The sequence below is a fragment of the Serratia ureilytica genome (genome assembly GCF_013375155.1).
Lineage (GTDB): Bacteria > Pseudomonadota > Gammaproteobacteria > Enterobacterales > Enterobacteriaceae > Serratia > Serratia ureilytica.
Window position 1 is genome coordinate 125,126 of sequence record NZ_JABXOF010000011.1, and the last position, 12,740, is coordinate 137,865.

General features: G+C 61.7%; 13 protein-coding genes. 8 read left to right on the forward strand and 5 right to left on the reverse strand.

The annotated features are described in order from the left end of the window. Window positions 1-96 precede the first annotated feature (96 nt). The 4 genes from HWW83_RS20055 (at window position 97) to HWW83_RS20070 (ending at window position 4,042) form a co-directional block, all read left to right on the forward strand. Window positions 97-1,467 carry an APC family permease gene (locus HWW83_RS20055; protein ID WP_033642803.1) on the forward strand — a complete coding sequence of 457 codons (1,371 nt, stop codon included), beginning with the start codon at window positions 97-99 and terminating at the stop codon, window positions 1,465-1,467. Window positions 1,468-1,558: 91 nt separating this feature from the next. Continuing rightward, window positions 1,559-2,452 (forward strand): aromatic amino acid DMT transporter YddG, encoded by an 894-nt coding sequence (gene yddG / locus HWW83_RS20060; RefSeq protein WP_042784303.1) that lies wholly within the window; start codon window positions 1,559-1,561, stop codon window positions 2,450-2,452. Window positions 2,453-2,525: 73 nt separating this feature from the next. Further along, complete coding sequence (locus tag HWW83_RS20065) at window positions 2,526-2,798, forward strand: hypothetical protein (RefSeq protein ID WP_033642807.1); 273 nt, start codon at window positions 2,526-2,528, stop codon at window positions 2,796-2,798. Window positions 2,799-3,160: 362 nt separating this feature from the next. Next, the gene (locus HWW83_RS20070) at window positions 3,161-4,042 is read left to right on the forward strand and encodes a nucleoside-specific channel-forming protein Tsx (RefSeq protein ID WP_046686925.1); all 882 of its coding nucleotides are present in this window, start codon (window positions 3,161-3,163) and stop codon (window positions 4,040-4,042) included. 54 nt (window positions 4,043-4,096) lie between these two features. Here HWW83_RS20070 and HWW83_RS20075 read toward each other — a convergent pair whose 3' ends face one another. Further along, window positions 4,097-4,276 carry a hypothetical protein gene (locus HWW83_RS20075; RefSeq protein WP_033642811.1) on the reverse strand — a complete coding sequence of 60 codons (180 nt, stop codon included), beginning with the start codon at window positions 4,274-4,276 and terminating at the stop codon, window positions 4,097-4,099. A 442-nt stretch (window positions 4,277-4,718) separates the two neighbouring features. Between HWW83_RS20075 and HWW83_RS20080 the strand changes: the two genes are divergently transcribed. Both HWW83_RS20080 and HWW83_RS20085 read left to right on the forward strand, forming a co-directional pair. Continuing rightward, window positions 4,719-5,204 (forward strand): anti-virulence regulator CigR family protein, encoded by a 486-nt coding sequence (locus HWW83_RS20080; protein WP_033652092.1) that lies wholly within the window; start codon window positions 4,719-4,721, stop codon window positions 5,202-5,204. Window positions 5,205-5,319: 115 nt separating this feature from the next. Then, a complete protein-coding gene (locus tag HWW83_RS20085; RefSeq protein ID WP_047576102.1) occupies window positions 5,320-5,850 on the forward strand; it encodes a chorismate mutase in 531 nt (176 codons plus the stop codon). Between the two features lie 3 nt (window positions 5,851-5,853). On the opposite strand, the gene HWW83_RS20090 is transcribed toward HWW83_RS20085, so the two are convergent. The 4 genes from HWW83_RS20090 to hutC all read right to left on the reverse strand — a co-directional run bounded on the left by HWW83_RS20090 (window position 5,854) and on the right by hutC (window position 10,569). Beyond that, a complete protein-coding gene (locus HWW83_RS20090; protein WP_176589506.1) occupies window positions 5,854-7,389 on the reverse strand; it encodes a serine hydrolase domain-containing protein in 1,536 nt (511 codons plus the stop codon). A 243-nt stretch (window positions 7,390-7,632) separates the two neighbouring features. Continuing rightward, window positions 7,633-8,436, reverse strand: a complete 804-nt coding sequence (hutG, locus tag HWW83_RS20095; RefSeq protein WP_176589507.1) for an N-formylglutamate deformylase — start codon at window positions 8,434-8,436, stop codon at window positions 7,633-7,635. Further along, window positions 8,433-9,656, reverse strand: coding sequence for an imidazolonepropionase (gene hutI / locus HWW83_RS20100; RefSeq protein ID WP_176589508.1), 1,224 nt, complete (start codon window positions 9,654-9,656; stop codon window positions 8,433-8,435). The genes hutG and hutI overlap by 4 nt, the downstream gene beginning before the upstream one ends. Before the next feature lie 157 nt (window positions 9,657-9,813). After that, window positions 9,814-10,569, reverse strand: coding sequence for a histidine utilization transcriptional repressor HutC (gene hutC, locus HWW83_RS20105; protein WP_033638258.1), 756 nt, complete (start codon window positions 10,567-10,569; stop codon window positions 9,814-9,816). 180 nt (window positions 10,570-10,749) lie between these two features. Here hutC and HWW83_RS20110 point away from each other — a divergent pair, with 180 nt between their 5' ends. Further along, window positions 10,750-12,120, forward strand: coding sequence for a formimidoylglutamate deiminase (locus tag HWW83_RS20110; RefSeq protein WP_060660806.1), 1,371 nt, complete (start codon window positions 10,750-10,752; stop codon window positions 12,118-12,120). Further along, entirely contained in the window at window positions 12,120-12,683 is a 564-nt protein-coding gene (locus HWW83_RS20115) for a HutD/Ves family protein (RefSeq protein ID WP_033652099.1), read from the forward strand. The genes HWW83_RS20110 and HWW83_RS20115 overlap by 1 nt, the downstream gene beginning before the upstream one ends. Window positions 12,684-12,740 lie beyond the last annotated feature (57 nt).

The window sequence follows — 12,740 nt, forward strand, 5'->3', positions numbered from 1 at the left end:
CAACCCGTTTTTACCGCCGCCTGAGCAGCAGTTTCCCTGCGGCCTCTCTGAATGACGTTGCACGGTTGACAGCAGAGGACCAAAAGGGGAAATGCCATGACGACTAAAGCCATCGACGGCGGCCAGGCGGGCAAACCGCAGCTGCGCAAATCCCTCAAGCTGTGGCAGGTGGTGATGATGGGCCTGGCCTATCTGACGCCGATGACGGTGTTTGACACCTTCGGCATCGTCTCCGGCCTCACCGACGGCCATGTGCCGACCTCCTACCTGCTGGCGCTGGCCGGCGTGCTGTTCACCGCCATCAGCTACGGCAAACTGGTGCGCCAGTTTCCCACCGCCGGATCCGCCTACACCTATGCGCAGAAGGCGATCAACCCGCACGTCGGTTTCCTGGTGGGATGGTCGTCGCTGCTGGACTATCTGTTCCTGCCGATGATCAACACGCTGCTGGCCAAGATCTACCTGACCGCGCTGTTCCCGGAGGTGCCGCCCTGGGTGTGGGTGGTGGGCTTCGTGATTCTGATCACCGCCATCAACCTGAAAAGCGTCAATCTGGTGGCCAACTTCAATACCCTGTTCGTACTGGCGCAGGTGGCGATCATTCTGGTATTTATCTACCTGGTGGTACGCGGCCTGCACAACGGCGAGGGGATGGGTACGGTGTGGAGCCTGCGGCCGTTCCTCAGCGAGAATGCGCACCTGCTGCCGATCATTACCGGCGCGACTATCCTGTGCTTCTCGTTCCTCGGCTTTGACGCAGTCACCACGCTGTGTGAAGAGACGCCCGACGCCGCCAAGGTGATCCCGCGCGCCATCTTCCTGACCGCGCTGTACGGCGGGGTGATCTTTATCAGCGTGTCGTTCTTCATTCAGCTGTTTTTCCCGTCCATTCAACGCTTTCACCAGCCCGATGCCGCGCTGCCGGAGATTGCGCTGTACGTCGGCGGCAAACTGTTCCAATCGATCTTCCTGTGCGTGACCTTTATCAACACGCTGGCCTCCGGCCTGGCGTCGCACGCCAGCGTGTCGCGCTTGCTGTACGTGATGGGGCGCGACAACGTGTTCCCGGAGAAATTCTTCGGCTATATCCATCCCAAATGGCGCACGCCGGCGCTGAACGTGCTGATGGTCGGGCTGGTGGCGTTGTCGGCGCTGTCGTTCGATCTGGTGACCGCCACGGCGCTGATCAACTTTGGCGCGCTGGTGGCCTTTACCTTCGTTAACCTGTCGGTGATCAGCCACTTCTTTATTCGCGAAGGGCGCAACAAAAGCTGGAAGGATCGTTTCAACTTCCTGTTCCTGCCGTTGGTGGGGGCGCTGACGGTGGGCGTGCTGTGGCTGAATCTGGAGAAGAGCTCGCTGACCATGGGATTGATCTGGGCGACGCTGGGCTTCGGCTACTTGGCCTGGCTGACCCGGCGTTTTCGCCAGCCGCCGCCGCAGCTGGAGCGGCAACCGCAGCAATAAATTCACAGGCGGGAGTTTCCCGCCTTTCTTTTTGGCGCGTGCGGCAGTAGAGTGAAAAACCTGATAAAAAATAACCTATTGGACCTGCCTTATGCCCGCTTTGCCCTCGCGTACCCGCGCCACGCTGTTCGGTTTGTTGGCCATCGTGCTGTGGAGCAGTGTCGTCGGCCTGATCAGAAGCGTCAGCGAAGGGCTGGGGCCTGTCGGCGGCGCGGCGATGATCTACAGCGTCAGCGCGGCGTTCTTGCTGGTGGCGCTCGGCGTGCCGAAATGGCGCAGCTTTCCGCGGCCTTACCTGATCGTCGGCAGCCTGCTGTTCGTCAGCTACGAGATCTGCCTGTCGCTGTCGCTCGGCTACGCCAATACCCGCCTGCAGGCGATAGAAGTGGGCATGATCAACTACCTGTGGCCCTGTTTCACCGTGCTGATGGCGCTGGCGCTCAACGGCCAAAAGGCGAAATGGTGGCTGCTGCCGGGGCTGTTGCTGTCGCTGTTCGGCATCGGCTGGATCATGAGCGGCGAGGGCGGCTGGTCACCGGCGCAGATGCTGGCCAACGTGCGCAGCAATCCGCTCAGCTATACGCTGGCGTTCAGCGGCGCGGTGATCTGGGCGCTGTATTGCAACCTGACCAAGAAGATCGCCCAGGGCAGCAACGGCGTGGTGCTGTTTATCGCGCTGACCGCGCTGGCGCTGTGGCTGAAGTACGCCTTCAGCGCGGAAAGCGGCATGCAGTTCAGCGTCGGCGTGACCGTGACGCTGCTGTGCGCCGGGGTGGCGATGGGGGCGGGATATGCCGCCTGGAACGTCGGCATTCTGCACGGCAACATGACGCTGCTGGCGACCGTCTCCTATTTTACCCCGGTGCTGTCGGCGGTGTTCGCCGCGCTGGTGCTGCACACCTCGCTGACCGTCAATTTCTGGCAGGGCGTGGCGATGGTTACCCTGGGTTCGCTGATCTGTTGGCGGGCAACTCGCGGAAATTAACGGAAATTATCCGCCATCGCCGCAATGTTGAACTAGAATTTAACTAGCCATGTTGCCTGAAGGAACGACGACAATGAGAAGTGACATTCAATTTATTCAGCAGCCTGAAATCGACGTGCATCATTATGAGCGCGGCGATACCGTGCGCCTGACCACGGCGAATTTGCGGCATGAATATCAGCTCGATGTTTATATTTTGCGCCGCGATGACAAGCTGATTTACGGTTCGGTCGTCGCGGCGGCGCCCAAAACCGATATTCCGGTCGCCAGCTGGGAGGTCAAAAACGGTGAAGAGGTGGCGTTCCGCCAGGAAAACATCGCCAAAGCGGTGCCGGCGGTAAGCTGATTTCACGTTCCGCACTTTCTCCTGATGCTGATGAAGGCCGACGCTTGCGCGTCGGCTTTTTCTTTTCCACCTCGTGATGACGCCCTGATGTCATTTGGCTTAAAAACTGCGCTAAAAAACGCGACACATGACAAAAATCACAGCGAATGTGAATTTGCATGAAACATAATTTGACAAATGTGAACGCAATCGATTACCTATTCGCGAAATGCGTAACTGGATCACAGATTCTTACAGTCAGTGGTTTCTATAATGCGCGCGTCATCCGAGTTTCTGTGTGAAGACAACGCCAGGTGTCGGCAGACTCATTGTCATCTTTTCTAAACGGGCAGGAAATGGCCCTTTAAGCATGTGGTAATAAAATGAAAAAAATAGCTCTCGCAGCAGGTGTACTGCTCGCAGCGTCTTACAGTGCATCATCAATGGCTGATAGCAAAGACAGTCAATATGTCTCCGACTGGTGGCACCAGAGCGTTAACGTGGTGGGCAGCTACCACACCCGTTTCGGGCCGCAACTGAATAACGACGTGTATCTCGAATACGAAGCCTTCGCCAAGAAAGACTGGTTCGATTTCTACGGCTACGTTGACGTGCCGAAGTTCTTCGGCGTGGGCAATACCCCGGACCGCGGCATCTGGGACAAAGGCTCCCCGCTGTTTATGGAGATTGAACCGCGCTTCTCCATCGACAAGCTGACCGGCACCGATCTGAGCTTCGGTCCGTTCAAAGAGTGGTACTTCGCCAACAACTACATCTATGACCTGGGCCATAACGCCGACGGCCGTCAGAACACCTGGTACATGGGCCTGGGTACCGATATCGACACCGGCCTGCCGATGAGCCTGTCGATGAACATCTATGCCAAATACCAGTGGGAAAACTACCAGGCCGCCAACGAGAACAGCTGGGACGGTTACCGCTTCAAGGTGAAATACTTTGTGCCGCTGACCCAGGTGTGGGGCGGCAATCTGAGCTACATCGGCTTCACCAACTTCGATTTCGGTTCCGATCTGGGCAAGGACAGCCATTGGGTTGACGGCACCGGCAAACAGGTGCGCACCAGCAACTCTATCGCCTCCAGCCATATTTTGGCGCTGAACTACGATCACTGGCACTATTCTTTCGTGGCGCGTTATTTCCATAACGGCGGTCAGTGGCAGGATGGCGCGGAGATCGGCACGCCGCAGGGCCCGATCAAGTCTACCGGTTGGGGTTACTACCTGGTGGTCGGCTATAACTTCTGATTTTCCGTGTTATCAGAAACAGAAAACCCCGCCAGGCGGGGTTTTTTTTCGTCATCACTGGGCTTGTTCTACCGGGAGATGCCTCACCGGCATAAACAGCCTGCCTTTGATCACGTGACATTCATTATTTATCCAACTAATGATTTGTTCACGGCTGACGCCTTCCGACTGCGCGTAACGATGAAGATCGCCGTTAAAGTGCCGAGTGATGTATTCCATGAGGGTCATTTGCACGTCTTTTGCTCCTGAACGCCCACCCGTTGCCAGCCTGGCCACCGCGGGAGGTTAAGGTTTCTCAGACAGCGAATGTAAATTATCGGCAACGAAATCTCAACATAAAGCACCAAATAGGGGCGACGCCGGTGGGAAAAAGAATCCCGCACGGAAAGGCGGGAAGTGTTCGATATTATCATTCTGGATGATAAGAATAAGATTTGAGGTGCGACGAAAAAGAGCACGCTAACTCTTTTTTGTTACCGTCCCACGCTAGCGGAAGGCTTATTTTTCTTCAAGAAAAATCGGGGGTAGATTTCGGAATTCTCGAGGCGTTTTGCGTTAAAACAAGAGAGTGGCGCGAATGCCGTAAAACCGCACTGTCATCTCGGAGTTTTCCTTATACTTTGCCCGGAAAAGGCCAACTATAGTAAACAGAGTCCCCCACGCAGGAATACACAACATGAACAAACGTCGTACGACTCTCACGGTGTTGGCACTGATTGCATCGCTGGGGTTGTCATCCGCCCCGGCCATGGCCGACAAAGGCGGCAATGGTAACGGCAACGGCAACGGGCATGGCAACAGCGGCAATCACGGCAATAACGGTAACCACGGCAATCACGGCAACAAAGATAAAGGCGACTATAGAGACTATAGAAACGACGACAATCTGGTTTCCGTCAGCCTCTCGCGCGACCGCGCCCGTTCGCTGGCGCACACCTACGGGCTGACCGGCTACCGCTCGTTGCCGCCGGGCATCGCCAAGAATCTGGCGCGCGGCAAACCGCTGCCGCCGGGCATCGCCAAAAAAATGGTGCCGTCTTCGATGCTGCGTGAACTGCCGCAGTATCCGGGTTATGAATGGCGCATTGCCGGCGACGATCTGGTGCTGGTCGCGCTCAGCACCGCGATTGTGGCTTCCGTCATCAACGGCGTGTTCGACTAACGCCGGTTGGGTCTCATCGGGCCTCGCTGCGGCGGGGCCTTTTTTATTTGCCGGCGCGGGGCTGACGTGGTGAACTTGGCGCCTGACTTTTTCACTGCATCATAAGGGAGGCGCCATGTTCAGGGCGTTATTGATAGCGTGTTGCCTGACCAGTTTTCCGGCGTTGGCGGACGGTGGCGCCGCTATCGGCGAGCTGGTGAACCAACGGCTGTCGTTGATGAAAGACGTGGCCGGTTACAAGGCGCAGCAGCATTTGCCGATCGAAGATCTGGCGCAGGAGGCGAAGGTGTTGGCCAACGCGCAGGCGGAAGCGGGGCGTTTGGGGCTGGAGCCGGCGTCGGTACGGCCTTTTATCACCGCGCAGATGGACGCCGCCAAGGCGATTCAGTACCGCTATCGCGCCGACTGGTTGGCGAGCCCGGAAAGCGATTGGCAGCCGCGCCCGCTGGCGCAGGTGCGGGTGCAGATCGGGCAATTGAGCAGCCGGATACTGCAGCGTTTGGCGGCGCGGCTGCGCGCCGGCCCGCTCGACGCGGCGGATCGGGCGGCGTTTATGGCGTCCGTGGAACAGGTGAATCTCAGCGCCGCCGACAAGCGGCGGCTGGCGGATGCGCTGCTGGCGGTCAAAACCGACAGCGCGCGCTGATCGTCAGTCGCGGCCGACGGTGCTGCGGCGGAAGGTCAGCATCCGGCTGCGGTTGGCGATGAGATCCACGTTGTAACCGCGGAAATAGAGGCAAAAGCGTTTCAACCACGGGCCGTCCTGGCACTCCACCAGCATGCGGCCCTGGCCCAGCGGGCTGAGCGTGCCGGTCTGCGCCGCCGGGCCGACGCCGATATGCACCCGATTGCCGCTAATTTCAAAGGCGGTGCGATAGTGCGGGTGGCACCACAGCCCCTGCACATGCTTCAGGCAGTCGCCGTTGGCCGTGACCGGCAGGAAACGGCGCGCCACGTGTCCAACCTCGCCCTCTACCGCTTCGCCGGTCCACTTCAGCCTGATGGGCATATGAGCGGATAGCGACACCGCGTACCCGTCCTCCCCTTGATACAGCGGTTCATCGCTGCCCAGATAGGCTAGATTGCCGTCTTTGACTTCCAGCCAGTGCGGCTCCGCCAGCGTGGCGTAGAGGCCGTCGGGGATCGCCGTGCTGCGCTGCGGCAGCGGTTCGCCCAGCAGCGCCGCCATCACCTGCAAAGCCATGCCGAAACTGTCGCAGTCTTCACGGTTGGCCACCAGCGCGACGCCGGCCTGACGGTCGGGCGCCAGCAGGAAATAGGTTTTGTAACCGGCATGGGAGCCGCCGTGGCCCAGCAGGCTGCGGCGGCCCAGCGGCGTGCGCGCCAGCCCCAGGCCATAGGCGCTGAGTTGGCCCTGATTGAGGCGGCGCGGCGCGCTGAGCTGCGCCAGCACGCCCTGGCCGGGGCCTTGGTCCGCCAACAGCGTTTGCAGCCAGCGGGTGAGGGCGTTGACGCTGCCGGTCAGGCTGCCGGATGCGGAAAGGTGCAGACCGGCGCTGGCGTGTTGCCAGCCCTGCGGCGCCCGCCAGTAACCCGGCACCAACCCCGGCACTACGTCGAACCAGCTTTCCGGCGCTCGCATCTGCACCTGCAGCGGCTGGGCGATATGCCGTTGCACCAACTGGTCGAAATCATACCCTTTGCTGCGCAGCGCGGCCTCCAGCAGCCGATAGCCGGTATTGCTGTAGGCGATCTCGCTGCCGGCCTCATAGTTCAACCTTTCCAGCCCCTCGACAAACTGCATCACCGGCTGCGCCTCGCTGACGGCATGCAGCGAGATGCCGAGCAGGCCGAGCGTCTCGCGCACGTCAGGCAGGCCGCCGGTCATGTCCAGCGCCTGGCCGACGGTGACGTCCGCCAACGCGGGCTGCAGGGTGGGCAGCAGTTCACCCAGGCGTTGCTCCAGCCGAACGGCGCGATCGGTGGCGTTCAGCGCCAGCGCGGCGAAGATATGCTTGGTCACTGAGGCGTAGCGCACCACGCTGTCGGCGGTGAAGGGGGTGTTCTGCGCCAGATCGGCCAGGCCGGCGCAGGCGGTGGCGCGGAGTTGTTCGGCGTCAAACAGGGTGATGGCGCCGCCGGGTTCGCCACGCTGTTGCCAGCCGGCCAGCAGTTGTTCGGCGACGGCGCCGGCAGCGCGCCAGTTTAACGGTGTTACAGACATAGGGCCTCCAGAGAGATATTCGAAACGGGCCAGTTGGCCACAGGCCGCCCGGTGCTGACGATGAACACGGGCTTTTGGGCTGATTGTGGCGCAGTGCGTTTTTCGTCGGCCGCTGTTTTGTGCGCTGTTTGGACCAGTTAGCGGGGAATCACGCGAAACTTTGATATAGCGCGCAGATTGCCGCTGGCGTTGCGGTTAAAGGCAGGAGAAAAACAGGCGCCCGGCGGCGCCTGTAAAGGGGGATCAGTTCAGCCTGGCGGCACCGTCCAACAGGCTTTCAACCATCTGCTTGAGCAGGCGCTGCAGCGAGGCGGCGCGCTGCGGTTCGAACGCGAAAGGATACTGTTCGGACATGTAGTTGACCTGCGCCAGCTCGAGCTGGATCGCATGCTGTTGCTGCTGCGGTTGACCGTAGGCGCGGGTGATGTAACCGCCCTTGAAGCGGCCGTTCAGCACGTGGGTATACTGCTGTTGCTGCTCGCAGCAGGCGACCAGCCGATCGCTCAGCGCCTGGGCGCAGCTTTCGCCGCCGTTGGTGCCGAGGTTGAGATCCGGCAGCTGGCCGTCGAACAGCCGCGGGATCACCGAGGCGATGGAGTGTGCGTCGAACAGCAGCGCATAGCCGTGCCGCGCTTTGAGGCGCGCCAGCTCGTTCTGCAGCTGCTGATGATAAGGCTGCCAAATCTGCTGCAGATAACCGGCGCGTTCTGCGTCCGTCGGCGCTTTGCCCGGCAGGAAGCTTGGGCGGCCGTCGAACAGCACGTCGGGATACAGGCCTGTGGTGGCGGTGGTGTACAGCGGCTTGTCGTCCGCCGGGCGGTTCAGATCGATGACGAAGCGCGAATAGTTGCCGACCAGCACGCTGGCACCCATCGCCCGTGCGAAGTCGTACAGCTGCGGAATGTGCCAGTCGGTATCGGGCAGCGGGCGGGCGTCGTCGGTCAACCCGGCCTCGACCGCCGGCGTCAGTTGCGTGCCGGCATGTGGGATGCTGATCAGCAGCGGCAGGCTGCCGGTCTGGAAGCTAAAAGGATCGCGAATGGTCATTGACGTACTTCTCCTCGGAAAATCACCGTACAGGGCAGCTGGCCGCCCAACCAATAAGCCAGTTCCGCCGGCCGCGACAGCGGCCAGTGAACGAAGTCCGCCACCTTGCCGGTTTCCAGCGTGCCGTGGCTGTGTTGCAGCCCCAACGCTTTGGCGGCGTGGGTCGTAACGCCCGCCAGCGCTTCTTCCGGCGTCAGGCGGAACAGCGTGCAGGCCATGTTGATCATCAGGCGCAGCGACAGCGCCGGCGAGGTGCCGGGGTTGGCATCGCTGGCGATCGCCATCGCCACATGGTGCTTGCGGAACAGCTCCACCGGCGGGCACTGGGTTTCGCGCAGCAGGTAGTAGGCGCCGGGCAGCAGCACCGCCACGGTGCCGGCGTCTCCCATGGCGCGGGCATCTTGTTCGGTGGCGTATTCGAGATGGTCGGCGGAGAGCGCGTGATGGCGCGCCGCCAGCGTGCTGCCGCCGAGGGCGGAGAGCTGTTCGGCGTGCAGTTTGACCGGCAAACCGGCGGCTTCGGCGGCGGCGAAGACTCGCTCCACCTGCGCCGGTGAGAACGCCAGATGTTCGCAGAAGGCGTCAACCGCATCCGCCAGGCCGGCGGCGGCGGCCTGCGGGATGATGGTATCGCAGACCAGATTGATGTAGTCGTCGGCGCGGTTGGCGTATTCCGGCGGCAGCGCATGGGCCGCCAGACAGGTGGTTTTCACCTCGACCGGCAGCAGCTCGCCCAGTTTGCGCGCCACGCGCAGCATTTTCAGCTCGCTTTCCAGGCTGAGGCCGTAACCGGATTTGATCTCCACGCAGGTGACGCCTTCCGCCAGCAGCGGACGCAGGCGGAACAGCGCCTGTTCCAGCAGCAGCGCTTCGTCGGCTTCGCGGGTGGCTTTCACGGTGAAGATGATGCCGCCGCCCTGCGCGGCGATGTCGGCGTAGCTTACGCCGTTCAGCCGCTGTTCGAATTCGCCGCTGCGGTTGCCGCCGAACACCAGGTGCGTGTGGCAATCAACAAAGCCGGGGGTGACGATGCCGCCGTCGAATTTCACCGTTTCGTCCGCGATCAGGCCGGGCGGCAGCGCCGCATGTTCGCCAATCCAGACGATCTTGCCGTCGCGCACGGCGATCGCGCCGTCGGTCAGGGTGTGATATTTGCCGTCGCGCATGGTGACGATATCGGCGCCGTGCCACAGGCTGTCACAGTGAATCTCAGACGTCATTGCTTTCCTCCGCCGGAGCCGCAGCTCCCACATGGTTGTATATACAATTAAAAACAACCTAACGCATTCACCGGGATGTCACAAGAGGCGGGAGAGATTTTGTTATCAGGATGTGATCGACCGCGGAGATGCGGGCGCAGGGCGCGCCCGACGGGGATCAGACTTCGCTGGTGAAGCGGCCGAACAGTTGATAGCGGCTGCCGGGGTACAGCAGCCGGGCCGAGGTCACCACGGTTTTGCCGGACCAGGTGCGGCGGTGGATCAGCAGGCCGGGTTCGTGGTCTTCCAGCTGCAGCAGCTCGCGTTCACGTCGGGTCGGGATCACCGCTTCGACGATGTGTTCGCCGGCGGTCAGCGGCGCGGCCTGCGTCAGATAGGTGTAAGGCGTGACGCGGTCGAAATCCTGCTTCAGGTAATCCGGCGCCACCAGCGGGTTGACGCAGCGGTCTTCCACCTGCACCGGCACGTCGTTTTCGTAATGCACGATCTGCGAGTAGAACAGCCGTTGGCCGGGGTGAATGCCGAGCGCCGTCGCCTCTTCCTCGCTGGCCGCTCGGGCCTTCAGCTCGAGGATCTTGCTGCTGTGGCGATGACCGCGCGCGGCGATCTCATCGGCGATGTTGTGCACTTCCAGCAGCGCGGTGTGCGCCTTGGCTTCGGCGACGAAGGTGCCGACGCCCTGCATGCGGATCAGAAAACCTTCGCTGGTCAGCTCGCGCAGCGCGCGGTTGATGGTCATGCGGCTGACGCCCAGTTCCGCCACCAGTTCACTTTCGGAGGGCACGCGCTGGTGCGGTTGCCAGTGCCCCGCACGGATTTGATTCACGATCGCCTGTTTGACCCGTTGGTAGATCGGGGCGGGGGCATCGCTCATTGCAGCCGCCAGTTGTAACACGGTCTGTTGTTCAGCCACGACGTTAACCTCGTCAAATAAAAAAATAATAACACCAGTTTACTGTTGATGTCGGCGTATGTATATGTATATACAACTAGTGGCCGTCGCGCCAGAAACTTGCCGGCGACCGCCAAAAATTCCTGAAGACGCGCCATCGCCGCGCCTTATTCGCCGTTACATTAACCGTGGAATACTGCCATGCCTGCTTATTTTGCCCCACGCGCTTTGCTCCCTGAGGGCTGGGCGCATAACGTCCGGCTGGACGTCGATGCGCAAGGTTATCTGACTCAAGTTACCGCCAACGCTGAACCGCAAGGCTGCACCCGGCTGCACGGCGATGCAGTGCCGGGCATGCCGAACCTGCACTCCCACGCCTTTCAGCGCGCGATGGCCGGGTTGGCGGAAGTGGCGGGCAACCCGCAGGACAGCTTCTGGACCTGGCGCGATCTGATGTATCGGCTGGTGCAGCGCCTGACGCCGGAGCAGGTGGAGGTGGTCGCCCGTCAACTGTATATCGAAATGCTCAAGGGCGGATATACCCAGGTGGCCGAATTCCACTACCTGCATCACGACGCCGACGGCAAGCCTTACGCCGATCGCGGTGAAATGACCGGCCGCCTCAGCGAGGCTGCGCATCAGGCCGGCATCGGCATGACGATGCTGCCGGTGCTGTACAGCTACGCCGGTTTCGGCGCGCAGCCGGCCCAGCCGGGGCAGAAACGGTTTATCCAGGACACCGAAAGCTATCTGCATCAGCAGCAGGTGATTGCTCGCCAACTGGCGGATCGTCCGTTGCAGAATCAGGGGCTGTGCTTCCACTCGCTGCGTGCGGTGGAGCTGGGGCAGATGCAGCAGATTTTGGCCGCGTCGGATCGCACTTTGCCAGTGCATATTCATATTGCCGAGCAGCAAAAAGAGGTGAACGACTGTCTGGCGTGGAGCGGGCAGCGCCCGGTGGCCTGGCTGTATGACCATCTGCCGGTGGATCAGCGCTGGTGCCTGGTGCACGCCACCCATCTGGATCGCGATGAGCTGGAAGCGCTGGCGCGCAGTCGCGCGGTGGCCGGCCTGTGCCCGACCACCGAAGCCAACCTCGGCGACGGCATTTTCCCCGGCGACGCCTATCTGCAGCAGCAGGGGCGTTGGGGCATCGGCTCCGACAGCCACGTTTCGCTCAACGTGGTGGAAGAGCTGCGCTGGTTTGAATATGGGCAGCGGCTGCGCGATCAGCGCCGCAATCGCCTGACGACACCGCAGCAATCGGCGGTGGGCGATGTGCTGTATCACCAGGCGCTGCAAGGCGGCGCGCAGGCGTGTGGCGCGCCGATCGGCCGCTTGCAGAGCGGCTATCGCGCCGACTGGCTGGTGCTGGACGGCGACGATCCGTATTTGGCGGCGGCGCCGGATGCCTCGATCCTCAACCGCTGGCTGTTCGCCGGCGGCAAAGAGCAAATTCGCGACGTGTTCGTCGGCGGCCGACAGGTGATCGAGCAGGGGCGGCACGCGCTGCAGCAGCAGAGCAGCGCCGAGTTCCTGCAGGTGCTGAAAACCTTTCAGCAGGAGGCGTGATGAGCCTGACCCGTTTTAATTTCGCTGGGTTGCCGGTCAGCCCGTGGCGCAACGGCGGCGGGGAAACCCGTGAAATCGTCAGTTGGCCGCCGGGCGAGCCGGATTTCGACTGGCGCGCCAGCATCGCCACCATCGCGCAGGACGGGCCGTTTTCCGCCTTTGCGGGCATTGACCGTTCGATCACGCTGCTGGAAGGCGACGGCGTGCGGCTGTTCAGCGCCGGGCATATCGACCATCAGTTGGCGCGTATCGGGGAGCCGTTCGCCTTTTCCGGCGACGTGGCGCTGGAAGCGACGCTGCTGGGCGGCGCCAGTCAGGATTTCAACATCATGACGCGCCGCGGCCGGCTAGCGGCGCAGGTGCAACGCAGCGCCGAGCCGCTAACCTTGCCGCCGGGGCGGGCGGGGGTGCTGTATGTGCTGAGCGGGCTCTGGTCGCTGCCGGGGGGCGGCGAACTGAGCGCGCGCGAGGGCGTCTGGTGGACGGCATCGGCGGCGGGGGGCGACGTGGCGCCGTTAAGGGCCGGCAGCGCTATCCTGTGGGCGGACATCACACCCCGTTAACGCAGAGTAGAGTCCTGCGCCCGGTTATGGGATTATTCACTTTTTCCCATTAATCAT